Raw genomic sequence first — 23,552 nt, 5'->3', positions numbered from 1 at the left:
CGTGACGTCGAGTCCCGGAACCGCCACGGCGGACTCTCGGTTCGTCGAGAGTTACGGGCGCGGCATTGTCCTGGTGACCGCGGCGGGTTTGCTGTGGAGTAGCGGCGGCCTGTTGTTTCGTTGGGTCGATACCGCCAGCGAGTGGCAGATCATCGTGTGGCGCACGTTTTTTCTGGGGCTCTCGGCGCTGCTTTATGTTCTCTGGCGTTATCGCGGTGGCGTGTGGCAGGCGATCCGCAGCATCGGATGGTGGGGGCTGATTGGCGGTCTGGGCCTGGCGCTCGCCAACACCGCCTTCATCTTTTCGCTCTCCATGACCTATGTGGCGAACACGCTGCTGATCCTGGGCGTGTCGCCTTTCCTTGCCGCGCTTCTGGCCTGGGTGCTGCTGCGCGAGAAGGTACGGCGCGCGACCGTGTTGTCGATGCTCATCGTCGTGCCGGGCTTGGTAATCATGGTCTCCGGTGGGCTCGGCACAGGTCGGGTGCTCGGTGATCTCCTCGCGTTAGGCGCGGTCGCCGGTTTCGCCTTGTTCAGCGTCTGCATCCGCGCGGGGCGTCACGGTGACATGATGCCGACGGTCTTTGTCGCCGGTCTGATTTCGTGCGTTGTCGCCACGACGGTCGTGGTCGCCGGAGGCGACACGATATGGATCAGCGGCCATGACATCGGCATGGGATTCTTGATGGGGTTCGCGCAGGTGTTTTTGGGCCTGACGCTCTATATCGCGGGCTCACGCCATCTGCCGGCGGCCGAGCTCGCCTTGCTGTCCCTGACGGAGGTGGTCATCGGACCGTTCTGGGTCTGGCTCGTGTTCGGCGAGATCCCGGTCGAACACACCTTCTATGGCGGCGCGCTGGTGCTGGTCGCGGTGATCTTGAACGCGCTGACCGGCATCCGCCGCCGCCACCCGCTGCCGCAGGTTTAGGTCAGCCGCAACGCGGCGCGTCGTCCAACTCCATCAGCCCCCGCGACACCATGCGGTCTGCGAGTGTCTTGCCAAACTCGTCGCGCGCGCAAAGATCGATGTCCGATTCAAGCAGCGTTTCCAGTATGGCGCGGAAGGCGGGGGTGTCGACGTAGTAGGGGCTCGACTCGTCCAGTTCTATCTGGCTGACGGCGCTGAAGGCCAGGTTGGGTGGAAGGACCCCCGGCGTGGTTTGCGCGCCTTCGTCAAGCGTCAGCCGCGCCGCCACGAGCTTCGCAAACAATTGGGCATCGGCGTCGTTCAGGGCTTGCCACAGCAAATTGACGTCCGGTGCCAGACCGGCCTGCAGCAGCAGGTCGAAGGTTGCCAGGCGCGAGGCCTCCTCATCAGGGCCACGTGCGTCCGGTTCGAATCGGTCATGGCCCAGGGCGAAGAACAACGCTTCGCGGGCACATGGTGTTCCCGCACGCACAATCGAGAGATTGTCAGCAATCAACGTCGCGCGCACGTCCGCCTCCGCCGTCGCCAGTTCCTGGTAGAACGTCATGGCAGCCTCGCACGCGCGTTCCTTCTGAACGTGGTTCCAGGCCCACACGGCGGCCGCGCTAATCACGATCAGCACAATCACCCCGGCGCCAATCCCGATGGGATCGGAGAGACCACGCGTGGCCAAAAGGTAGATGCAGTAGCAGAATGCGACGCCACCCCAGGCCAGCAGCGCGATTACCGCGAAGGTGTAGTAGCTAAGCCGCTCCCATGGCCCGGTCTGAAACGCGGCAGTCGCGAACAAGACGCCGGCCACGATCAGGAACGGCAGGGAGATGTAAACGAAGATCATGAGGGTCCGTGGCAGGCGCACGTAAATCTACCAGCCGCCGCCACCACCACCGCCGCCACCGCCACCGGATGAGCCGCCACCGGATGAGCCGCCAGAGCTGCTGCTGCTCGGGCGGGTCGAGGCCGACGATACGGTCGTGGACAGAGAGCTGGAGAGCGTCGAGGTCATCGATGACAGCTGCGAGATACCGCGATGGGAACGGTACCAGCGCGGGCGATAGGTGCTGTCGTTTAGCTGCTCGGGCGGAATCTGCGCCTCGAAGTGTTCAGTCCAGGCCTCCGCCACGTCGAGCGCCATGGCGTAGGGCAGGTGGCGTTCAAAGAGCTCCAGGGTCATCGCCGGTTCGGTGCCAAACATGTTCATGCGGTCGGACTCGGCGACGGAGAGATAGAGTTTGTAGCCCTCGATCTCGTCCATGACCTGGCGACCGTGCATGGTCGGCGCGCGCAGCAGGAACCAGAAAAGAACGACAGTGCCGGCGTTCAGCAGCATGATGATGAAGACCGGCAGCGAGATCATCGTCGCGGCGAAACTCAACGCGCCGATCGCGGGCGCGGAGAACATGACCGCGAAAACCAGGCCGGCAAGCAAGCCGATCAGACGGCGCGCGGAGAACTCGAACTTGCCGGCGACCAGCGGCGCCAGTCTGATCCACAGCATCGCCGCGCCGAAGCCGAAGGCGAGACCGAATAGTGACAGAAAGCCGACGATGAACAGATCGTCCAGACGCTGCGCGTCAACGACCGCGGCGATCACGGCGCTGATCACGGCCAAGGCTGTTCCGCCGGCCCAAGCACCCCGGTTTTTGCGGAAGTAGACGTCTGTGTATTCGCCGTTGATCAGTTTTGCGAGCGCCTTGACCGCCGCGCCGATCTCGGGGTCATAGGTCCTGCTTAACGTAATGCTGGTCGACCAGCCGCCGAAGAGTTCATCGAAAACGGCCTTCTCGCCGGGCGAAAGGCGGCTTCGGTCCGCATCCTCCGCGCGCGTGACCGTGAAGCTGTCGTCGTCGTTCTCGACGATAGAGACCGCGCCCTTAGTCGCCATGCTGGTCAGCGCCACGGCGAACGCGCGCGACCGGCTGAAGCCGGCGCCAAATCCCCAAGAAGCGGTATAGCCGACGACCACCGGCGGCATGCCGTCCGGGGCCTTGAACAGCGGGATGACGACACCCTTCTCCGGATCGCGTCCGACTCGGTTCCACAGCCTTAAGAAAAAGAGGACGGTCAAGACGAAGCCCAAAACACCGATCAGGATGGATAGGTTGTCGGTCAGAAGATTGAAGGCGCGGTCGGCGCCGCTCGGTTCGGCGACGACACCCTTTGGCCAGGTCACTGAGATCGTCAGTCCCTGATAAGGCGAGAGCGGGCTGGTCGTGGCGATCTGGACGACGTTGTTGGCGACGATCGCGCTTTTGTAGTTGGTGCCGGTTTGGCCGTAGCTGCCTGTATAGGCGTTGACCTCAAGGACCTCGGCGCCGGCCGGTAACGTCACCCGCGCTTCGGCGCGTTCGATGGTGAAGTCCCAGTCGTTGCCGGTCACGTTCCAGTAGAGCTCGTCAAAATCCTCATCGAAGCGGATCTGCCAGTCGCTCTCGTAAACGATGGTGTAGGTGTAGTCGCCTTCCGGCAGGTACGTGTTCTCGTCGCCGATATAGAGTCTGACGCCGTTCCCCAACGCTTCGGTGAAGTGGGGCTCCGGCTCGCCATCGCGCAGGACTTCGATGAGGTCGAAGCCGGTTCTTTGCTTCAGGCCCAGCGGGCCTGAATAGATTGTCGGAAAGTCGCGATAGATACCGCGCTTGATCTTGTAGCCGGCGGCATGAACGGTAATCGTCTCGCGGACCAGCAGCGTACCGTCGGTTTGGACCGTGATGTCGGAGATGTATGACTTGATGCGTTCCGGTGTCGACTGGGCGTGGGTTTCGCCGGCACCAAGCAACAGAAATACGGCCAACGCGCCGAGCGCTGACCGGCGTAGCCACAACATCAGACCACATTGGCAGGACATCGCACTAGGATCCGAATTCAACCTTTGGCACGGCCTTGTCGGCGGGATCGTCGATTTCGAAGTAGACGGCTTTCTGGAAGTCGTAGCGTTTGGCGACGATGTTGCTGGGGAAGGAGTCGACCAGAATGTTCATATTGCGCACGGCACCGTTGTAGTAACGACGCGCCATCTGGATCTGGTCTTCGACCTCGGCCAGCGCGGCCTGCAATTCGATGAAGTTGCTGCTGGCTTTCAGGTCCGGATAATTCTCGGCGACCGCGAAGAGCTGCACCAGGGCGCCCGACAGCGCGCTCTCCGCCTGGCCGCGCGCTTCAGGTGAATCGCCGGGCGCCGCGTCGGCCTTCGCGCGCATGGCCGTGACGTTGTCCAGTGTCTCCTGTTCGTGCGACGCGTAGCCTTTGACGGTCTCGACCAGGTTGGGGATCAGGTTCGACCGGCGCTTGAGCTGCACGTCGATGCCGCTCCAACCTTCCTCGGTCTGCTGTCGCCGGGTCACCAGGCGATTGTAGATCGCGATGGCCCAAACAATGACCAGCACCACCAGCACCAACAGCACCAGCACGATCGTCAACGTCGTCGACATAGGACCCCCCACACTGCCTGCCCCGGGATAAGCCCTCACAATGTAAGCGCAGGGTCTGTTGTTTCCAGCTTCAATTGGTGACCGGCGTCACCTTTGCAACGAATGCGGTCGACCCGTTACAGGCGCCCTCTGTCGCCGCCTGATCGCCGAAAATCCAGTGTTTGAGAAGGAATGGCAACATTTCTGAAGATGTTTGTTGACCTCCACGGGGTCCCGGAAATTAACTGGCCGCACCTGGGGAACATCTGATTCGGATTGGGGGACACATGAACCCGACAACATTGGCGGCGGTGCTGATGGCCGCCCTCATGAGTGTGCTGGCGGCCTGCGGCACCGTGCCTGACCGCAAGCCCTTGCCGGATCCGCAGGAGCAAATGGCTGAGATTCCCGGCGTGCCGAACGCGCGCTTTTGGGGTGATGCGACGCCTGATTTCCTGCTTGAGCGGCTTGCCAACTCAACGGTCGAGGAGATCCGCGCGCGCCAGACCGGCATTGTCGGTGTGCCACACTATTATCTGGCCATTTCCGGTGGTGGGCCGGATGGCGCCTTTGGCGCCGGGCTCTTGAACGGCTGGACAGAAACAGGCACGCGGCCGGAGTTCACCATGGTGACCGGCATCAGCACCGGTGCCTTGATCGCACCCTTCGCCTTTCTGGGGTCCGATTACGATCAGACGCTGAAGGATATGTACACGCTCTATACGACCGACGACCTGGTCACGGCGCGGTCGTGGACAGAGATCATCACCGGCGACGCGGCCGCCAGCACCGAAAAGTTGCGCGAGATCATCTACGGCTACATGACGCCGCAACTCATGAACGAATTGGCGGAGGCCTTTAAGAAGGGCCGCAGGCTCTTTGTCAGCACGACCAACCTTGACGCCAAGCGGCCGGTCATCTGGAACATCACGGCAATTGCCGCCAGCGACCGGCCCGATAAACGCGACTTGATCAGCGACGTGCTGCTTGCGTCGGCCTCTGTCCCCGGCGCGTTTCCGCCCGTGCTGTTTGAGGTTGAGTTCGAAGGCCAACGCTACGACGAGCTGCATGTTGACGGCGGCGCGGTATCGCAGGTCTTCGTCTATCCAACGACCATCGACTGGCCCGCGCTGATGGAGATCCTGGACGTCCAGGGGCGCCCGGAAGTCTATGTCATCCGCAACTCGCCGCTCGACGCCCGCTGGTCGACGGTCAACCCGGACATCTTCTCGATTGTCGGCGCGTCCGTGTCGTCACTGATCCGCACGCAAGGCATCGGCGACCTCGACCGCATCTATCTGACGTCGCTCAGGGACGGCAACGATTTCTATCTGGCCTACGTGCCCGATGACTTCGATAAGGAACCGCAGGAGGCGTTCGACCTAGAATACATGCGTGAGCTCTATGATATCGGCTACGAGTTGGCCGTGAACGGCTATCCCTGGGCGCGCAAACCGGTCGGGTTCGATGTTGTCGATATCGATCTGGAAGAGGACGTGAAGCACGAGGAGTAGACCTTCCTTGCTCACGTCAGACGACAGGCGGCCCGGCGCTCACGCACCGGGCCGCGTTTCGTTTAAGGGTAATGCCTACTCGACGTGCTTGCGCAGTGCTTCGACCGCGACGTCGTCGGTGTTGTCCAGGCAGTACTCGATGAAGAGGTCGGTCGCCAGGTAGAGCTCCTCGACGACAAACTCGGTCGATTCACCGTCGCCCAGGATATAGCCGTGCAGGAAGGCCACGGCGATATCGCGGTCGTCACCGCTCATGCGGATGACATCGCGGCAGGTGATATCGTTGATGTCGCGCGCCGTCGCTTCTTCTTGCGCGCTGGCCGGTGCCGCCGCGGCCGCGCCCAGCGCGAACGTGATGGCGACAAGGCCTGCCTTCAGGAATTGAGTTGTTTTCATCGCCACCTCCTCGAGGTCGTTGATGCTGCGCGCCGCTTAGCGGCTGACGCCCATGCAATGGTTGAATGTTCTCTGCCACAGCGACTGCTGGTCTTGTTGTTCGGCAAGGCCGCCAAGAACAGAGCTCAGGCTGTTGGGATCGTTGGTTGAGCCGCTGCCGGTCAGGCCGCTCAGGCCGGGGTCCGATGTGGTGCCGCGCATAGCGTTCGACAGCGCTGCCGACGTCGACTCCTGAACCACCTTATCGGCGTATGCCTTGCAGTACTCGAACGTGTAGGCGGAGACGTTGCCGGCGACGACCAGGAAAAACAGAACCGTCGCGGCCCCGGCGAGGCAACGTGTTAGCGGGGCGGTGCCGATCAAGCTCGGCAGCTGTCGTGCTGATATCATCAATCGCCCTTTCGTATGTCCGTCGATCACGGACATCCGGTGCCCATTATCCGCCGGATTGGCTGGTCGGCGCAGAGGGTAAGGCAGTAGGTCTGGCCAAGGCAAGATGTCCAGACGGGTTGCTTCCAATGAGGTAGACGCAGTCCTACGAGCGCACGATGACCACCCGCGATTGCGTGTGCGAGATCCAGATTGCGCAGGCGACCAGAGGTTCGTCGCCGGTCATCATGGCGTGGCGCATACCGGTTTCGTGCAGAATGATGTCGCCGGGATAACGGGCGACCCATGGCTCGCTTCCTCGTTTCCAAAGCGCCTTGCCGGAGACGACGTAGTAGAGTTCAACGGCGGTATGCGCGTGTTCGGGATAGAGCGTGTGCGGCGCCTGGACCGTGTAGCTCAGGCCGACCTCGCGCGATTGCCAAACCGATTCATCGCCGTAGACCGGATCGCCAGCGGCCATTGCAAAGGCGTAGCCGTCATAGAACCGTCCGATATCCGCGTATCCGTCTTCAGGATAGAACGACGACATCCAGGGCAATTGATCGGCTGAAGCGGTAATGTCCTGGCGCAGCCGATTGGCATCGCCATGCTGCGTGCCGCCGTCATTCATGTGTCGCGTGACAAACGCGACATGTGCCTTGGAAGGACGCTTGGACGCCGCCGCATCAGCATCAAGGCTGTCCAGACCGGCAAGAGCCTCATCGATGGCATCGACCGGTGCGCCGAAGTTTAGCCGCGCGTTGCCAAACGCCGTGTGGGTCGATGCCAGAAGGTTGGCGAGCGTGTTGTTCATTGACATGGCCTTCGCCTCGGAACGATTGCGGGGGGCCGTTTAGAGCAGATCGGCGAGCGTTGAAAGGGGCATCCTTATGAGATCGGTAACGTCGCCGCCATAGGCAAATCCGGCGAAGCCCGCCAGGTGCGCCCGGGGTCTCGCCATCGGCCCGTCGGTCTCGTGCCAGTGCTGCAACTCCAGCAGGGTGTAGGGTCTTGCCCACAGCCATTCGCGGTTCTCGACCGCCTTCAGGTCCGGGTCTGGCAACGGTTCATCGCTCCAGGCGTAGAAACAGAGTGTGAAGCCGCGTTCGGGGACGGGCTGAATGGACATCAGCCGCATGCCGAGTTGGCCCTCGCAGAACCGCTGCGCCGCCGCCAGGTCGGTGATGCGCAGGGTGAGGTGCGCCAGGATCGCCTGACCGCCGATCGGGTGGCCGTTGCCCGCGGGCGCTGCGTTGCCTTCGAAGCCCTGCTGCAGCAACTCGATGGCGAAGCCTTCGGGGTCATTGAGATGCGCCATATAGCCGATGTCGCGAAATTGGCGGGTGTCGGTGACCGGCCATCCGCGTTCTCGCAGATAGGCGACCGCCCGATCGAGATCGCGAAGGGTGATACCGATCTTCCAATAGAGATCGTTCGGCGCCGGTTCATAGGGCCCGAAATCGCCTGCATTGAAAGCCAGCAGACACTGGCCGGTGTCGTAGCCCAAGGCGGGTGAGCCGGGCTGGCCCAGATCGCGCATTCCCAGAACGTCGGTGTAGAAGGTCGCCAAGGTGTCGGCGTCCAGGACATTCAGAAAGAGTCGGGAAAGCTGCATCCGGTATCCACCTCGGGCCGGCCAGGTGACGAATTTGTTGCCGGTTCGGCACCGATGCAGTCTACGCTTCGAAACGTCATGCCCGATAGGCCTTCGTCGATGACCACGCCTTATCCGCACGTCTTCGCGCCGCTCACATTGCGCCATCTGACGCTGAAGAACCGCGTCGTCTTCGGTGCGCACACCGCGAACATGAGTGAAGAGGGCATCCCCGGCGACCGTCACTTCGGCTACTACCGCGAGCGTGCGCGCGGCGGCGCTGCCATGATCGTCGTCGAGCCGGTACCCGCGCACGAAACGGCCGTCCTGACCCGCGGCAACTTCCTGAGCGAAAGCGACGCGATCATCGATCCGTTTCGCCGCATCACCGAGGAAGTGAAGAGCCACGGCGCCGCCATCATCCAGCAGCTCTATCATGTTGGCGCCCACGGCGATTGGGACAACAGCTTCCGCGAAAGCTGGTCGCCGTCCGGCCTGCCATCCATGTTCAACAGCGACGGCAGCCACGCCATGACGGCGGCGGAGATCGAGGAAGTGATCGAAGCGCACGTCGCGGCCGCCCGCCGTGCCCAGCAAGCCGGCTTCGATGGTATCGAGATTATGGCGGCCTACAGCGCCTTGCTTGAACAGTTCTGGTCGCCCTTTACCAATCGCCGTGGCGATCAGTGGGGCGGCAGCTTCGATAATCGCATGCGCTTCTCGACGGCGATCTACGACCGCATTCGCAAAGCATGCGGCGACGATTTCATCTGTGGCCTCGCCGTCTCGATCGATCCGAAGGCGGGCGCCGTACAGACGATCGATGACCTGGTCGAGGCGGTTGCCTGGCATGACGAACGCGAGCTCATCGACTACGTCACCGTCGGCACCGGCAGTTATTGGGGCGGCGCCAACATCATCCCGACGGCGTTCGAACAGGCCTCGACCGGCGAGGCCCATGCCGCGCGGCTGAAAGCGGCCGTCAACCATGCGCGCGTGCAGTGCGAGGCGCGCGTCACGACGCCGGAGAACGCCGAGCGCATCCTGGCGGGGAAAAGCGCCGACATGGTGTCGATCGTGCGTGGCCAGATCGCAGACCCCTGGCTGGTCGCGAAGGCCCGGTCCGACCATGCCGAGCGGATCCGCCCGTGCATTGCGTGTAACCAGCAGTGCATCGGCCGGCGCCGTCGCGACTATTGGATCTCTTGCCTGGTTAACCCGTCTGCCGGACGCGAGACCGAATGGGGCGGCGATTCCTTCGCGCCTGCTGCAACGCCGCGCCGCGTCCTGGTTGTCGGCGGTGGTCCGGCGGGCATGGAGGCGGCGCGTGTCGCCGCCGAGCGCGGCCATTCCGTTACCCTGGCCGAGGCAAGCGCGAACCTCGGTGGCCAGTTCCGCCTTGCCGGCGAACAGCCGATGCGCAACGAGATCGGCGACCATCTCGCCTGGTATGAACGCGAACTCGCGCGTCTTGGCGTCGACGTGCTGCGCGAGACCAGATTGGATGCGGATAGTGTGCGCAATAGTGATGCCGATGCCATCGTGCTCGCGACGGGCGCGGTGCCCGCAGGAACTGGCTATCAACGCGCACTGCCGGAGGTCGACCGACTGCCCGGTGTCGAACGTGGCAACGCTCACGCGATCAACGACGTGCTGGCGGGCACGATCACGCCGGGCCGCGAGATCCTGGTGCTTGACGATATTGGTGGTTGGCCGGCGGCCGGCACAGCACTCAAGCTTGCTGAAGCCGGTCACGATGTGATGCTTGTGACGCGCGACGGCGCCGTGGCGCAGGACGCCGCGCGCATGGGTGTCGACAAGGCATTGCGCAAAGGCCTCGCCAAGGCTGGCGTTACGATGCGGACCATGAGCGCGGTAATGCGCTGGACGGGCGATGGCGCGACCATTCGTCATTTGGCGAGCGGTGCTGAGGAAACCCGGCCGTTCGATACGCTGCTGATCGCCGGCACGGCGGTCGCCGATGACGCGCTTGTCCGCGCGCTCGCAAACAGCGACCGCGAGATACACGCGATCGGTGACTGCGTCGCGCCGCACAAGGCCGCCGGCGCAATTTACGATGGCCGCCGCGTCGGCCTGGCGCTCTAGCGGAGTTGGCGATGACGGCAGCGTTCCCGCATCTCTTCGAACCGCTCGCGATACGCCATGTGACGCTAAAGAACCGGCTCACCTTTGGCCCGCATCTCGCGAACATGAGCCATGACGGCATGCCTGGGCCGCGTCATTTCGCGTACTATCGCGAACGCGCATTGGGCGGCGCCGGGATGATCGTCGTCGAGGGCGCTTCGGTCCATCCCTCCGGGGCGCTGACCCGCGGCCGTTTTCTGATCGGCGATGACATCATTCCCGGTCTCACCGCCATCACCGATGCCTGCCATGAACACGGCACGGTGATGATCCAGCAGCTCAATCATTCAGGCCAGCACGCGGACTTCGACAATTCCTGGCACGCCAACTGGTCACCTTCGGGCTTGCCGTCGCTCAAGGACGCCGACGGCAGCCACGGCATGACCGAGGCGGAGATCGAGGAGGTCATCGATGCCTACGTCGCGGCGGCGGAACGTTCGAAACGGGCGGGCTTCGACGGTAACGATCTGCTTGCTGCCTACAACTGTCTGGCAGACCAGTTCTGGTCGCCGATTACCAACCGCCGCGACGACCGCTGGGGCGGTTCTCTGGAGAACCGCTGCCGGTTTTCCGCGACGATCCTGGAACGCATACGCAAGGCTTGCGGTGATGACTATGTACTCGGCCTTTCGGTTTCCGGCGACGATCTGACGACGAACGGACTACCGTTAGAGGCGGTTCTGGAAATCGTCGCCTGGCACGATGAGCGCGGCCTGATGGATTATGTCTCCGTCGGTACCGGTAGTTTCTATAACTTCGCCGAGATCATCCCGACCTTCATGGTTGACGAGATGAAGGGGCCGCCGCTCGCCGCTTCGATCCGCGAGGTCTGCCATCACGCGGTCGTGCAGGCCGAAAGCCATGTCCGCACGCCGGAGAACGCCGAGCAGGTCATCGCCAGCGGCCAGGCGGATTTGGTCTCGATCGTGCGCGGCCAGATCGCCGATCCGCATCTCGCCAACAAGGCGCGCGAGGGCAGGGCCGCGGACATTCGCCCCTGCATCTCCTGCAACCAGCTGTGTTGGGGCCGGCGCGCCCGCGACTATTGGGTCTCATGTCTGGTGAACCCGTCGGCGGGGCGGGAATGGCAGTGGCAGGGCGACCGCTTCACGCCGGCCGACAAACCAAAACGTGTTCTGGTTGTTGGCGGCGGACCGGCGGGGCTGGAAGCCGCGCGCGTCGCCGCCGAGCGGGGCCACCAGGTGACGCTGGTCGAACAGTCGAACGATCTGGGCGGCCGGTTCCGGCTCGCGGCGCGTCAACCGCGCCGCCACGTCATCGACGACCTGATCGCCTGGTACGACACCCAGCTCACCCAGTTGCAGGTCGAGGTGCGGCGCGGCGTCACCATGACGGCCCAGGCCGTGCGGGACGGTGACTGGGAGACGGTTATCAATGCAACGGGATCGCTACCGGCGCGCGACGGCTATCAGCGTTCCCTGCCGTTCCGCGAGCGCCTGCCGGGCGTCGACCAGGCGAATGTCTTCGCGATCGAGGATGTTCTCGACGGCAGTGCCGCCTGCGGCAAACGGGTGCTCGTGCTTGACGACCTCGGCCAATGGCCGGGCGCCGGCACCGCGCTGAAGCTCGCCGAGGAGGGCCATGACGTCACCATCGTCACGCGCCATCCGGTGGTTGGCGCCGAACTGGTCAACAGCGCCGCCACACCGCCGCTGATCAAACGCCTGGCACAGTTGAAGGTGGTATGTCTGACAGAGACCGCGTTGTTGTCATGGGACGGCAACACCGCGTCGCTTCAATCCACATTGGATGACGCCGTCGTTCGATGCGACTTCGACACACTTGTCACCGCAACGGTCAACGCGCCGGTTCGAAACTTGTTCGACGAGCTGGAAGGCGACGACGGATTCGCGCTTCACAACATCGGCGACAGTCTCGCGCCACGCAAAGCCGCCGCCGCGATCTACGAAGGCCGCAAGCTGGCGTTAGCGCTCTAGCGCCAGGCCGAGGCTGGGGCGCCACCCGTCTTCTGCTTTTCCATCAGATAAAGCAGCAGCGGCAGGCCAAGTGAGACACCGATCAGAAGGGTTGCGACAACAGGTGGCCATCGAACAGGCAGTTTGTCACGCCACGCATAGGTCGCGACCAACACGGCGACGGCGGAGATCAAGACATCCCACACAAAGAAGCGGCTGATGCCGTTGATCAGCATGGCGTCGAAGAAGGCGGGAATGTCGATGCCGTTGTCGACCAGCCAGGAAACGAACTCCGCGTAAGGGACGATGAAACCAACGACACACAGAATGAGGTAAAGGTGGTGCAGACGCATGGTTGCCTCGTGTCATGTCACGGTGTCGGGAAACCTTCATAAAGCGCGCTGTGGTCGTCGTTGAAGTTATCCATCGATGTATCGGTCAACAGTTCGAGGTCACCCGGTCCGCCGTCGTCAATTTGAATCGGCTTTGCGCTGGGGCCTTCGTACCAGCGAATGTTGAAGGCGCACATCCATGGGAAAAACACGATCTGGGAATAGGCGGGAATGTGATCCCTGATCCACCACGCCAACGGACGCGGGTCGCCCGTCTGTTCAAAGCGCGGTAGGTACCAGGGGATGACAGCGGAAACGGTCGCGCCCATGAATCCGTCGTCGTCACGCTGGTCCCAGCCGTGGCGCGCGCGGTTATAGGTGTTGTCCGCGCAGTAGTAGGCGTGATCCGCTTCGCCACGGGCCAAGAGTTCCATGTGCTTTTCATGACAGAAGCCGTTCAAGGTGCGGCTGCGAAAGGCGCTGCGAATCGTGACGTGGCCGAACGCGCGATAAAGCGGTTCGAGGATTTCCTCGCAAAGCCTTTTGCCCGCCGCGATCGCGGTGTCGGGGTCGTCGGGCATGTTCGGCACGCCATGATAGTTGGCGACTTCGCTGTAGAGCATTTCGCGCATAAAGAAGTGTTCAGAGAGGCGAACACGGCCCAGTTCAGTCAAATCGGCGACCGATTGCGGCTTATCCATGATGGCTCCGGTGCTGTTCACGGCGCATTGTGCAACGCCAAAATTAGGTCGCCAACGAGCGATATCACGATCGATCCAGGCGGTCGGTTTGGAACAGAATTTGCCGGTGTCGCTATGGACAAGGCCCGGCACGATCCGCAGAATGCCTCCCGATCCAGCCTGCAAGATCGGCTAAAGCCGGCTAAGACGGGCGGATTTCATGGGCGATTGAGGCAGGGGCAATGCTTTTTTTCTTCCTGAGGCGCGTGGTGATGCTGATCGTCACCATGGTCGTCGCGTCATTCCTAGTGTTCGCACTTTACGAATTCACGCCGGGCAACGTGGCAAGCAAGACGCTTGGTCCATACGCGACCGAAGCCCAAAAAGAGATCCTCTACGAGAAGCTAAGTCTGGGTGATCCGCTGCTGGTGCGCTATGTGCGCTGGATGGGTGTGTTGACCGGCGTGATCGCCGATCCACTACAGAACCCCGAGCTTGAACTGAACTTCAGCGATCCACGCGGCGACCAATACTTCGGGAATTTCGGCTATTCGACGCTGTTCAAGGTCCCGGTCAACGACATCATCTGGGACCGGCTGGGCAACACGCTGGTACTGGCCGCCATCGCCTTTGCGATCATTGTGCCCTTGTCCCTTGTATTCGGAGTTTTGTCGGGGATGCGCGAGGGCAGCGTGCTCGACCGAAGTTTGTCCTATACGGGGATAACGCTGACATCGATACCGGAGTTTGCCTCGGCAACTTTCCTCATGGCGATATTTGTTGCCTGGCTGACAATTCTTCCCGGTACAAGCACACTGCAGGGGTTTGATGAGTGGTCATGGGCGTCACAGATGGTGCTCCCGGTCGCGGTGCTCGTTCTCTATGACTTCGGTTATGTCGCGCGCATGGTGCGCGGTTCCATGGTCGAAGTAATGACCAAACCCTACATTCGAACGGCCATCTTGAAGGGTTTGCCTTACAAGACCGTCATTATGCGTCATGCGCTGCGTAACGCGCTGATCACCCCGTTCACGGTCATCCTGCTGCAAATTCCCTTCCTTATTTCCGGCGTGGTCGTGACCGAAGTTGCGTTCAGCTATCCGGGATTCGGCCGGATGATTTTGGAAGCCGCTTTGTTCGGTGACGTTACATTGGTCGAAGCGGCAACGCTGATTGCCGTGTTCATCGCGGTGACGACGCAGCTGATCGGTGACGTCGGGTACATGTACATCAATCCGCGAATCCGGTTCACGTGAGGGGCATGCCATGACCGATCAGACGCAAGATCAAGTCGCTCCGGCTCCGGGTGCGCCCAAGAGTTCCGAACAACCCGACCGCCAGGGTTTCGCCAAGATTCTCTACAACGTCGGTCTGCTTCGTGAATCGTGGGCCGCCATAATTGGCATCTCGATTGTTCTGTTTTGGGTAATCGTTGCCCTCTTTGCGCCGGTGCTGGCGCCCTATGACCCCAATGAGTCTGATTTCACCGCGGCCATGCAAGGTCCGAGCGCGCTACATTGGTTGGGTACCGATGACAGTGGCCGTGACATTCTTTCGCGCATCATTTTCGGCGCGCAGCGCATCCTGTCCGTCGCGCCGATCGCCATGATCGTGGCCTACGCGGTCGGCATCGCGCTGGGCGTTTTGTCTGGCTACTTCGGCGGTTGGGTAGACAGCATCGTCTCGTTTGTCGTCAACATCATCCTGTCGTTCCCGCTGATCATTCTCTTTATCGTTCTGCTGTCGGCCTTTGGACCATCGGCAGTCAACGTCGTCGTTGCGGTTACCGCCGCGGCGTCGCCGGCCATCGCGCGTATCGTTCGCGGCTTGGTTCTCGACATACGAGGGTTGGAGTATGTATCGGCGGCACAGATTCGCGGTGAGACCAGCTTTTACATCATGCTGGTCGAGCTTCTGCCGAACGCGCGCGGTCCCATCATCGTCGATGCGTGCCTGCGCATGGGCTATACCATCATCGCAATCGGCGTCCTCGGTTTCCTGGGCCTCGGCCTGCCGCCGCCGGACCCCGACTGGGGTAGCATGGTTTCGCAAGCGCGCGCGATGATCACTGTGTTCCCGCACATGGCGATCTTCCCGTCGATCGCGATCTCAAGCCTGGTGATCGGGTTCAACCTGCTGGCCGACGGCCTGCGTGAAATTTCGCTGAGGGATTGAGGCCATGACCGACACCCAGACAAGCGACGACATCGTCCTCGATATCAAGGATCTCGGGATATCCTACTTCACCCGTATCGGCGAGATCCCGGCGGTGCCGGACTTCTCGCTTACGCTGAAACGCGGTGAGAGCTACGGCCTGGTTGGCGAATCCGGTTGCGGCAAGTCGACGGTCGCCATGGCGATCATGAACTACCTGGGTCGCAACGGCGGTATCGTGCGCGGCTCGGTCAGTTTCGAAGGCCGCGACATGAAGACGATGTCGGAAGAGGAGTTGCGGCAGATCCGCGGTTCCAAGATCGCCATGGTCTATCAGGAGCCGATGAGCGCGCTGAACCCCAGCCTCACCATCGGCACGCAGCTCAAGGAAGTGCTGATCTTCCATGAGGGCACGCCGGACAAGGAAGCCTATGACCGCTGCGTCCAGATGCTGCGCGACGTTAACATGCCCGACCCGACATCGGTCATGGCGCGTTACCCGCATCAGATCTCCGGTGGTCAGCAGCAGCGTGTCGTCATCGCCATGGCGATGCTGTCGAACCCGTCATTGCTGTTGCTAGACGAACCGACGACCGCGCTTGACGTCACGGTCGAGGCGACCGTGATCGATCTGATCGCGGCTCTGCGCGAGAAGTTCAACACCACGCTTCTTTACATCTCACACAACCTCGGCTTGATCGTGAAGGTGTGCGACCGCGTCGGCGTCATGTACTCCGGCCAGATGGTCGAAGAGGGCACGATCGAGGAGCTGTTCAAGAAGACCAAGCATCCTTACACGTTCGGTCTCTTCGACTGCATCCCGACGCTGAGCGCCGATAAACATGCGCGCATGCTGGAACCGATCCCAGGCCAGGTGTCGCTGCCGCATGAGCGCCCACCCGGCTGCGCCTTTGGCCCGCGTTGCAAGTACTTCTCCGCCGGCCGCTGCGACAAGGGCGAAATCCCGATCGAGACCATCGACAGCAGCCCGACTCATCGCGCCCGTTGTGTGCGTATGGATGAGATCGAGCACGTCGCGTCGACCGCCGGATCCAGCTACTCCGGCATCGAAGGGGCCGATCCGGTTCTCAACGTGCGCGACATGAGCAAGTTCTACGAACAGCGCGACAGGTCGCTGGCGGCGCTCTTCACCGGCAAGGGCACGCGCTATGTGAAGGCCAACGAGGGCCTGAACTTCAATGCGACACCCGGCAAAACGGTCGCCATTGTCGGCGAATCCGGCTGCGGCAAGTCGACCTTTGCCAAGGTGCTGACCGGGCTGGAGACGGCGACCGACGGCTCGATTGAGTTCGAGGGCAAGAACATCGGCATCGTGCCGGTCAGCAAACGTGATCGCAATCTGATCCGCGCCTTGCAGATGGTGTTCCAGAATCCCGACGGCACGCTGAATCCCAGTCACTCTGTCGGCTACTGTATCGGCCGGGTGATCAAGAAGTTCGGGATTGAGTCGAGCGGCAGCAAGGTCCGCCAGCGCGTCGCCGACATGCTGAACATCGTGCGTCTGCCCCCGGCGTTCTCGACGCGCAAGCCGCGCCAGCTTTCGGGCGGTCAGAAACAACGCATCGCCGTTGCGCGCGCGTTCGCCGGTAACCCAAGCATGGTGATCGCCGACGAGCCGGTCTCCGCGCTCGATGTGTCGGTGCAGGCCGCCGTGATCAACCTCCTGAACGAAGTGCAGGCCGAATACAACACGACCTTGCTCTTCATCAGCCATGACCTCAGCGTCGTCCGCTTCATCTCCGACGACATCGTCGTCATGTATCTCGGCCAGATCATGGAGTCCGGCCCGGCAGATACGATCTTTCAGCCGCCATACCACCCGTATACGGAAGCATTGCTGTCCGCGGTGCCGATTCCCGACCCGGACGTCAAACAGAAGCGCATTCGGTTGGAAGGCGAGATGCCGAGCGTCATCAACCCGCCCAAGGGTTGCCGCTTCTCGACCCGCTGTCCGCGATACATCGGCAAAATCTGCGACGACGAGGTGCCGCCGGACAAAGAAGTCGAGCCTGGCCACGTCATCAAATGCCATATCGACATCGGCGACTTGAAGCAGGTGGAACCCATCTTCACCGACGCGAAAGACGCCGCCGAGTAGCGCGTAAATCGGGCAAACCGTGTCGTTCCCGGGCCAATTCGGCCCGGCACCCATCGCTAGCTTGCAGCGCCGGAACGACTATAGTGCCGGCCGGAATGTGGCGTCGGCAGGGGCTCCATGGCCAAGGTGAAGTATTCCATTTTCAGCCTGCTTCGGCAGGCCCGCGACTACCATCAGAACTGGCCTCAGGCGTGGCGCAGCCCCGACCCGAAGCCGGAATACGATGTCATTGTCATCGGCGGCGGCGGCCACGGTCTGGCGACCGCCTATTACCTGGCCAAGGAACACGGCATCACCAATGTCGCGGTGCTTGAAAAAGGTTGGCTCGGCGGCGGCAATACCGGACGTAACACCACAATCGTTCGTTCCAACTATCTGTGGGACGAAAGCGCGCATCTCTATGAGAAGTCGCTGAAGCTGTGGGAAGGGCTCTCCCAGGACCTCAACTACAACGTCATGTTCTCCCAGCGCGGTGTCATCAACCTCGCCCATAACGAACACGACCTGAAGGAATTGACCCGGCGCGGCCATGCCTGCCGCCTGAACGGTATCGACTATGAGATGGTGACGCCGGCGCAGATCAAGCAAATCGCGCCGATCATCAACATCTCCAAGAACATCCGTTATCCGGTCCTGGGCGGCGCCATGCAGCGGCGCGCCGGGACCGCCCGCCATGACGCCGTCGCCTGGGGCTACGCGCGGAGCGCCGACGAAGCCGGCATCGACATCATCCAGAACTGCGAGGTCACCGGCATCAATATAGAGAACGGCGCGGTGACCGGTGTCGAAACCAACCGCGGCACGATCCGCGCCAAGAAGATTGGCGCCGTCGTTGCCGGTCACGCCTCGGTGGTCGCGGCGATGGCGGGCCTTCGTCTGCCGGTCGAGAGCCACCCGCTGCAGGCCATGGTGTCGGAGCCGATCAAGCCGGTCATCGACACGGTGATCATGTCGAACACCGTGCACGTCTATGTCAGCCAATCAGACAAGGGCGAACTGGTGTTGGGTGCCGGCATCGACCCTTATCTCTCTTACGCGCAGCGCGGGTCGTTCGATGTCATCGAACACCAGATCGAGGCGCTGAAGGATCTCTATCCTATCGTCAGCCGGCTCAAGGTCATGCGCACCTGGGGTGGTATCGTCGACACGTGCCCGGACGCCAGCCCGATTGTTTCGAAGACGCCGGTCGACGGCTTCTACATCAACTGCGGCTGGGGCACCGGCGGCTTCAAGGCGACGCCGGGCTCGGGCTGGGTCTTCGCCCACACCATCGCCCAGGACCGTCCGCACAAGATCAACGAAGCCTTCGACCTGAAGCGGTTCGAAACCGGCTTCTTGATCGACGAACACGGCGCCGCCGCGGTGGCGCACTAGGGCGGGGGCGAGAGATGCTAGTCATTACATGCCCATGGTGCGGCGCGCGCGCCCAGACCGAGTTCACCTGTGGTGGCGAAGGCCACATCGTGCGGCCCGACCCGGATACCGCGAGCGACGCTGAGTGGGGCGACTATCTCTTCATGCGCGAGAACCCGAAGGGCGTCCACTTCGAGCGCTGGTTTCACGCCCATGGCTGCCGCAAGTGGTTCCATGTCGCGCGCTCGACGGTCACCCATGAGGTCCTGAAGGTCTACGGCATCACCGAGCCTAGGCCGACGCTTGACGGAGACGACGCATGAGCCAGTCGTTCCGCAATAGCGAAGGCGGCTTGATCGATCGCAGCCGCGAGCTTGCCTTCACCTATGACGGTGACCGTTTCCTCGGCCATCCCGGTGATACCCTGGCCTCTGCCTTGCTTGCCAACGGCGTGCATCTGGTTGGGCGCAGCTTCAAGTACCACCGGCCGCGCGGCATCGTCACCGCCGGTCCGGAAGAGCCGAACGCGCTGGTCCAGTTGGGCGAGGGGGCCTTGACGGAACCCAACATCCGCGCGACCCAGATCGAACTCTTCGACGGCCTGGTCGGCGCCAGCCAGAACTGCTGGCCCAGCGTCAACTTCGACATCCAGTCGATCAACAATCACCTGTCGAAGTTCCTGCCTGCCGGCTTCTACTACAAGACATTCATGTGGCCGGAAGCCGCCTGGATGCTCTACGAGAAGGTCATCCGCAAGGCCGCCGGCCTGGGCAAGGCGCCGCGTGAGGCCGATCCTGAGACCTATGAAAAGCGTTATGCGTTCTGCGATGTCCTGGTCGTCGGCGGTGGAGCGGCCGGGCTGTCGGCTGCGCTCGCTGCCGGTCGCGCCGGTGCGCGGGTCATGCTGGCCGACGAACAGATGGCGTTTGGCGGCTCGCTTTTGTCGAGCCGCGAGAGCGTCGGCGGTGAGGCAGCGACCCAGTGGATCGACCAGACGACCGACGAACTCGCCTCGATGTCGGACGTGTCGCTGCTGCCGCGCACTACGGTGGTCGCCTATCAGGACCACAACTATCTGATTGCCGTCGAGCGGCTGAACGATCATCTGCCGCGGAACGAACGGCACGGGCCACGCCAACGCTTGTGGAAGATCCGCGCGCGCCACGTAATCCTGGCGACCGGCGCGCTGGAGCGCCCGCTGGTCTTCGCCGAGAACGACCGGCCCGGCATCATGCTGGCAGGCGCCGCGCGCAGTTACGTCAATCGATTCGGTGTGCGGCCCGGCAACAATGCCGTGCTTGTGACCAACAACGAGTCCGGTTACCGCGCCGCACTCGACGCCGCCGATGGCGGTATCAAGATCGCTGCGATCGTCGATCTGCGCTCGGAGGTCGGCGGGCCGCTGGCCTCGCAGGCCCGGGGCCGGGATATCGAGATCCTGGCGGGCAGCGGCATTACAGGCACGCGCGGCGACAAACGGGTCAACCAGGTCGACGTGATCCCGTTAACCGCCGACGGCAAGGCCGTCAGTGGCACCAAGCGCACCATCGCGTGTGATCTCGTCATGATGTCCGGCGGCTGGAACCCGACGGTTCATCTTTATTCCCAGTCGGGCGGCAAGCTGCGCTGGGATGACGACATGAGCCAGTTCCGCCCGGACGTGTCGCGTCAGGCCGAGACAAGTGTCGGCGCCGCGAATGGCGACTTTGCCTTGAGTGCGTGCCTTGCGGGCGGTGCCGCCGCCGGGCGCGCCGCCGCCGAAGCCGTTGGCAAGACCGCCGGTGCCGCGCCGGATCTGCCGGCCGTTGCCGACGACGATGTGAGCGCGCCGCGCGCCGTCTGGTCGATCCCAACCGACCGCAAGGGCGCCAAGAAGTTCCTGGATTTCCAGAACGACGTCACCGCCGCCGATGTCGGTCTGGCGGTGCGCGAGAACTACCGCTCGGTCGAGCATTTCAAGCGCTACACCACGACCGGCATGGGCACCGACCAGGGCAAGACGTCGAACGTCAACGCGCTTGCCATCCTGGCCGAGACCCGCGAGGAGCCAATCCCAGAGGTCGGCCACACCACGTTCCGGCCGTTCTATACGGCGACCACCATCGGCGCGATCGCCGGACAGGATACCGGCGCGGAATTGCTGGACCCCATCCGCAAGACGCCGATGCATGTCTGGCACGAACAAAACGGTGCCCACTTCGAGGACGTCGGCCAGTGGAAGCGGCCTTACTGTTATCTGCGCGAGCGCGAGAGCGTCGCCGATGCGGTGAACCGCGAGGTCGCCGCCGCGCGCGCGTCGGTCGGCATTCTGGATGCGAGCACGCTCGGCAAGATCGACATTCAAGGGCCCGACGCGGTCGAGCTGATCAACCGCGTCTACACGAATGCGTTCAGCAAGCTCGCCGTCGGGCGCTGCCGCTACGGCCTGATGTGCAAGGACGACGGCATGGTGTTCGACGATGGCGTGACATCACGCATCGGCGAAAACCACTTCTTAATGAGCACCACCACCGGTGGCGCGCCGACGGTGCTGAACTGGCTCGAAGAGTGGCTGCAAACTGAGTGGACGGATCTGGAGGTCTATTGCACCTCGGTCACCACCCACTGGGCGGCGATCGCGATTGCCGGGCCGAACAGCCGCAAGCTCGTCGAAGAACTGACGACCGGCGTCGACTTTTCGACCGAAGCCTTCCCGTTCATGGCGTGGCAGGACGGCGAAGTCGCGGGCATTCCCGCGCGCATTTTCCGCATCAGCTTTTCTGGCGAGCTCGGCTTCGAAGTCCAGGTGCCCGCCAGCTACGGGCTGGCGCTGTGGAACGCCTTGATGTCCGTCGGCGAAAAGTACGCGATCACGCCCTATGGCACAGAAGCCATGCACGTGCTGCGCGCCGAGAAGGGGTTCATCATCGCCGGCCAGGATACCGACGGCACGACGACGCCCTACGATCTCGGTATGGACTGGATCGTCAGCAAGAATAAGCCGGACTTCCTGGGCAAGCGCGGCCTGAGCCGGCCCGACACCGAGCGCCAGGACAGGAAGCAACTCGTGGGGCTGGAGACGGAAGACCCCAACGTCGTGTTGCCGGAAGGTGCGCATATCTCGCCGACGCCGAACGCGCCGCCGCCGGTGCCGATGGAGGGCTGGGTCTCGTCGAGCTATTGGAGCCCCAATTGCGGCCGCTCCATCGCGCTGGCGCTCATCAAGAGCGGGCATGCGCGCAAGGGTCAGACGGTGTCGCTGCCGTTGGAAGACAAGGTGGTCCGCGCCAAGATCGTCGATCCCGTGTTCTTCGATCCGGAAGGGGAGCGGTTGCGTGGTTGAGAGCTACTTGAGACAGAGCCCACTGGCGCATCTGGGGCTCGATGCCAGGGTCGTCGCCGAGCCTGGCGAGGCTCGCCTTTGGCTGACCGAACGCCGCTATCTCACGAAGATTAACGTGCGTGGCCAAGCTATTGAAAAGGAAGTTAAAAAGGCAACGGGCTTAGATCTTCCTTTAACCCCCAACACGACCAGCCAGGGCAACGGCTTGACCGGCCTGTGGCTGGGTCCGGACGAGTGGCTGATCGTCGGCCCGCCGGGCGCGGAAAGGGCGCTTGTCGAGGCGCTCGACGGTGCCGCCCGTGCCGTGATCGACGTCTCGGAAGGCCGCACGGTAATCCGGCTGGCCGGACCGATGGCCCGCGACGTTCTCGCCATGGGCTGCCCGCTCGATCTGCATCCAAGCGTCTTCACCGCCGGCCAGTGCGCCCAGAGCCATCTGGCACGCACCACGATCATCCTGGATCAGGTCGATAACGCGCCCGTCTATGACGTTTATGTCGAGCGCAGCCAGGCCGACTACCTGTGGACCTGGTTCGAGCGGGCGGGCGAAGCCTATGGCGTCGCGATCGTCGCCGAGCCGCCCGTGGCCGCCTCGTGGCGCCGCCCGGCCAAACGCAAGGCCGCCAAGAAGAAAGACGAGCCCGAAAGCGGCGACGCCGTGGCCGATCAGACGTGAGCGTCCGGCCGCGCCATGTCGTTTTCGACCTGGGCGGTGTCCTGATCGACTGGAATCCCCGCCACCTCTACCGTGAGATGATCGATGACGAGGCAGTCATGGAAGACTTCCTCGCGAACGTCTGCACGCAGGCATGGAACAGCCAGCAGGATGCCGGGCGCAGTACCGCCGAAGCCACCGCGATCTTAGTCGGGCAGTTCCCCGAACACCGCGACTTGATCGAAGCCTACTACGGTCAGTTCGAGCGTATGTGGAACGGAACCTTCGACGACACCGTGGCCATTGTCGCGGAGCTAAGGAACGCCGGTGTGCCGCTTTTTGGTCTGACGAACTGGTCCGCCGAGACGTTTCCGGTGGCCGAAGAACGTTTCGGTTTTTTGCGGTGGTTTGACGACATCGTTGTTTCGGGGCGGGAAGGGATCATTAAACCGGATCCAGCCATCTTTCACCTGAGCCTCGAACGCTTCGGCCTGAAGGCAGACGAGACACTGTTCATCGACGATACAGCCTCCAACGCGGAAGCGGCTTCGTCGCTCGGCTTTCACACTCATCACTACATCGGGCCCGAGACCCTACGCCGCGACCTCCAGATGCACGGTCTGCTCTAACGGTTGATCTTTGCC

At 62.6% G+C, this 23,552-nt stretch carries 21 protein-coding genes; 12 read left to right on the top strand and 9 right to left on the bottom strand.

Annotated elements, in window-relative coordinates; genetic code table 11:
- Position 1: 1 nt before the first annotated feature.
- Positions 2-928, top strand: coding sequence for a DMT family transporter (locus AAF563_12180; GenBank protein ID MEM7122031.1), 927 nt, complete (start codon positions 2-4; stop codon positions 926-928).
- Between the two features lies 1 nt (position 929).
- On the opposite strand, the gene AAF563_12175 is transcribed toward AAF563_12180, so the two are convergent.
- From AAF563_12175 to AAF563_12165, 3 genes are read right to left on the bottom strand one after another with little or no spacing between them, the layout of a single operon-like run.
- Positions 930-1,766: a hypothetical protein gene (locus tag AAF563_12175; GenBank protein MEM7122030.1), complete on the bottom strand. Its 837-nt coding sequence runs from the start codon at positions 1,764-1,766 to the stop codon at positions 930-932.
- Positions 1,767-1,793: 27 nt separating this feature from the next.
- On the bottom strand, positions 1,794-3,755 hold the full coding sequence (locus AAF563_12170; GenBank protein MEM7122029.1) for a DUF2207 domain-containing protein: 1,962 nt from the start codon (positions 3,753-3,755) through the stop codon (positions 1,794-1,796).
- Positions 3,756-3,780: 25 nt separating this feature from the next.
- The gene (locus tag AAF563_12165; protein MEM7122028.1) at positions 3,781-4,338 is read right to left on the bottom strand and encodes a LemA family protein; all 558 of its coding nucleotides are present in this window, start codon (positions 4,336-4,338) and stop codon (positions 3,781-3,783) included.
- A gap of 287 nt (positions 4,339-4,625) precedes the next feature.
- Between AAF563_12165 and AAF563_12160 the strand changes: the two genes are divergently transcribed.
- Positions 4,626-5,852, top strand: a complete 1,227-nt coding sequence (locus AAF563_12160; GenBank protein ID MEM7122027.1) for a patatin-like phospholipase family protein — start codon at positions 4,626-4,628, stop codon at positions 5,850-5,852.
- 75 nt (positions 5,853-5,927) lie between these two features.
- On the opposite strand, the gene AAF563_12155 is transcribed toward AAF563_12160, so the two are convergent.
- The 4 genes from AAF563_12155 to AAF563_12140 form a co-directional block, all read right to left on the bottom strand.
- Positions 5,928-6,248: an HdeA/HdeB family chaperone gene (locus tag AAF563_12155; GenBank protein MEM7122026.1), complete on the bottom strand. Its 321-nt coding sequence runs from the start codon at positions 6,246-6,248 to the stop codon at positions 5,928-5,930.
- Positions 6,249-6,284: 36 nt separating this feature from the next.
- The gene (locus AAF563_12150; GenBank protein ID MEM7122025.1) at positions 6,285-6,638 is read right to left on the bottom strand and encodes a hypothetical protein; all 354 of its coding nucleotides are present in this window, start codon (positions 6,636-6,638) and stop codon (positions 6,285-6,287) included.
- A gap of 145 nt (positions 6,639-6,783) precedes the next feature.
- Complete coding sequence (locus AAF563_12145) at positions 6,784-7,437, bottom strand: dimethylsulfonioproprionate lyase family protein (GenBank protein MEM7122024.1); 654 nt, start codon at positions 7,435-7,437, stop codon at positions 6,784-6,786.
- Between the two features lie 33 nt (positions 7,438-7,470).
- A complete protein-coding gene (locus AAF563_12140; GenBank protein MEM7122023.1) occupies positions 7,471-8,232 on the bottom strand; it encodes a VOC family protein in 762 nt (253 codons plus the stop codon).
- Between the two features lie 99 nt (positions 8,233-8,331).
- Between AAF563_12140 and AAF563_12135 the strand changes: the two genes are divergently transcribed.
- Entirely contained in the window at positions 8,332-10,317 is a 1,986-nt protein-coding gene (locus AAF563_12135) for an FAD-dependent oxidoreductase (protein ID MEM7122022.1), read from the top strand.
- An 11-nt stretch (positions 10,318-10,328) separates the two neighbouring features.
- Complete coding sequence (locus AAF563_12130; protein MEM7122021.1) at positions 10,329-12,314, top strand: FAD-dependent oxidoreductase; 1,986 nt, start codon at positions 10,329-10,331, stop codon at positions 12,312-12,314.
- Here AAF563_12130 and AAF563_12125 read toward each other — a convergent pair.
- A complete protein-coding gene (locus tag AAF563_12125; GenBank protein ID MEM7122020.1) occupies positions 12,311-12,646 on the bottom strand; it encodes a DUF2834 domain-containing protein in 336 nt (111 codons plus the stop codon). The genes AAF563_12130 and AAF563_12125 overlap by 4 nt on opposite strands.
- A gap of 17 nt (positions 12,647-12,663) precedes the next feature.
- The gene (locus tag AAF563_12120) at positions 12,664-13,326 is read right to left on the bottom strand and encodes a hypothetical protein (GenBank protein ID MEM7122019.1); all 663 of its coding nucleotides are present in this window, start codon (positions 13,324-13,326) and stop codon (positions 12,664-12,666) included.
- Between the two features lie 221 nt (positions 13,327-13,547).
- Here AAF563_12120 and AAF563_12115 point away from each other — a divergent pair, with 221 nt between their 5' ends.
- From AAF563_12115 to AAF563_12080, 8 genes are all read left to right on the top strand, one after another.
- Complete coding sequence (locus tag AAF563_12115) at positions 13,548-14,561, top strand: ABC transporter permease (protein ID MEM7122018.1); 1,014 nt, start codon at positions 13,548-13,550, stop codon at positions 14,559-14,561.
- 10 nt (positions 14,562-14,571) lie between these two features.
- Complete coding sequence (locus tag AAF563_12110; protein MEM7122017.1) at positions 14,572-15,480, top strand: ABC transporter permease; 909 nt, start codon at positions 14,572-14,574, stop codon at positions 15,478-15,480.
- Positions 15,481-15,484: 4 nt separating this feature from the next.
- Complete coding sequence (locus tag AAF563_12105; protein MEM7122016.1) at positions 15,485-17,578, top strand: ABC transporter ATP-binding protein; 2,094 nt, start codon at positions 15,485-15,487, stop codon at positions 17,576-17,578.
- A 117-nt stretch (positions 17,579-17,695) separates the two neighbouring features.
- A complete protein-coding gene (locus tag AAF563_12100) occupies positions 17,696-18,952 on the top strand; it encodes a sarcosine oxidase subunit beta family protein (GenBank protein ID MEM7122015.1) in 1,257 nt (418 codons plus the stop codon).
- A gap of 14 nt (positions 18,953-18,966) precedes the next feature.
- Complete coding sequence (locus tag AAF563_12095) at positions 18,967-19,254, top strand: sarcosine oxidase subunit delta (protein MEM7122014.1); 288 nt, start codon at positions 18,967-18,969, stop codon at positions 19,252-19,254.
- Complete coding sequence (locus tag AAF563_12090; protein MEM7122013.1) at positions 19,251-22,253, top strand: sarcosine oxidase subunit alpha family protein; 3,003 nt, start codon at positions 19,251-19,253, stop codon at positions 22,251-22,253. The genes AAF563_12095 and AAF563_12090 overlap by 4 nt, the downstream gene beginning before the upstream one ends.
- Positions 22,246-22,929, top strand: a complete 684-nt coding sequence (locus AAF563_12085; GenBank protein MEM7122012.1) for a sarcosine oxidase subunit gamma family protein — start codon at positions 22,246-22,248, stop codon at positions 22,927-22,929. Before AAF563_12090 ends, AAF563_12085 begins: the two co-directional genes overlap by 8 nt.
- On the top strand, positions 22,926-23,537 hold the full coding sequence (locus AAF563_12080) for an HAD family phosphatase (protein MEM7122011.1): 612 nt from the start codon (positions 22,926-22,928) through the stop codon (positions 23,535-23,537). Before AAF563_12085 ends, AAF563_12080 begins: the two co-directional genes overlap by 4 nt.
- The last annotated feature ends 15 nt before the right edge of the window (positions 23,538-23,552 follow it).

This window comes from Pseudomonadota bacterium (assembly GCA_039028155.1).
Classification (GTDB): domain Bacteria; phylum Pseudomonadota; class Alphaproteobacteria; order SP197; family SP197; genus JANQGO01.
The sequence above is the reverse complement of the archived record's forward strand: the minus strand, read 5'-3'. Positions and strand labels throughout refer to the sequence as shown.

Bases quoted from the DNA above. Each gene is read 5' to 3' on its own strand.
- AAF563_12095 (MEM7122014.1), top strand. From the start codon at position 18,967: ATGCTAGTCATTACATGCCCATGGTGCGGCGCGCGCGCCCAGACCGAG.
- AAF563_12170 (MEM7122029.1), bottom strand. From the start codon at position 3,755: ATGTTGTGGCTACGCCGGTCAGCGCTCGGCGCGTTGGCCGTATTTCTG.
- AAF563_12175 (MEM7122030.1), bottom strand. From the start codon at position 1,766: ATGATCTTCGTTTACATCTCCCTGCCGTTCCTGATCGTGGCCGGCGTC.
- AAF563_12090 (MEM7122013.1), top strand. From the start codon at position 19,251: ATGAGCCAGTCGTTCCGCAATAGCGAAGGCGGCTTGATCGATCGCAGC.
- AAF563_12125 (MEM7122020.1), bottom strand. From the start codon at position 12,646: ATGCGTCTGCACCACCTTTACCTCATTCTGTGTGTCGTTGGTTTCATC.
- AAF563_12100 (MEM7122015.1), top strand. From the start codon at position 17,696: ATGGCCAAGGTGAAGTATTCCATTTTCAGCCTGCTTCGGCAGGCCCGC.
- AAF563_12105 (MEM7122016.1), top strand. From the start codon at position 15,485: ATGACCGACACCCAGACAAGCGACGACATCGTCCTCGATATCAAGGAT.
- AAF563_12145 (MEM7122024.1), bottom strand. From the start codon at position 7,437: ATGTCAATGAACAACACGCTCGCCAACCTTCTGGCATCGACCCACACG.
- AAF563_12110 (MEM7122017.1), top strand. From the start codon at position 14,572: ATGACCGATCAGACGCAAGATCAAGTCGCTCCGGCTCCGGGTGCGCCC.
- AAF563_12140 (MEM7122023.1), bottom strand. From the start codon at position 8,232: ATGCAGCTTTCCCGACTCTTTCTGAATGTCCTGGACGCCGACACCTTG.
- AAF563_12130 (MEM7122021.1), top strand. From the start codon at position 10,329: ATGACGGCAGCGTTCCCGCATCTCTTCGAACCGCTCGCGATACGCCAT.
- AAF563_12120 (MEM7122019.1), bottom strand. From the start codon at position 13,326: ATGGATAAGCCGCAATCGGTCGCCGATTTGACTGAACTGGGCCGTGTT.
- AAF563_12150 (MEM7122025.1), bottom strand. From the start codon at position 6,638: ATGATATCAGCACGACAGCTGCCGAGCTTGATCGGCACCGCCCCGCTA.
- AAF563_12135 (MEM7122022.1), top strand. From the start codon at position 8,332: ATGACCACGCCTTATCCGCACGTCTTCGCGCCGCTCACATTGCGCCAT.
- AAF563_12115 (MEM7122018.1), top strand. From the start codon at position 13,548: ATGCTTTTTTTCTTCCTGAGGCGCGTGGTGATGCTGATCGTCACCATG.
- AAF563_12155 (MEM7122026.1), bottom strand. From the start codon at position 6,248: ATGAAAACAACTCAATTCCTGAAGGCAGGCCTTGTCGCCATCACGTTC.
- AAF563_12160 (MEM7122027.1), top strand. From the start codon at position 4,626: ATGAACCCGACAACATTGGCGGCGGTGCTGATGGCCGCCCTCATGAGT.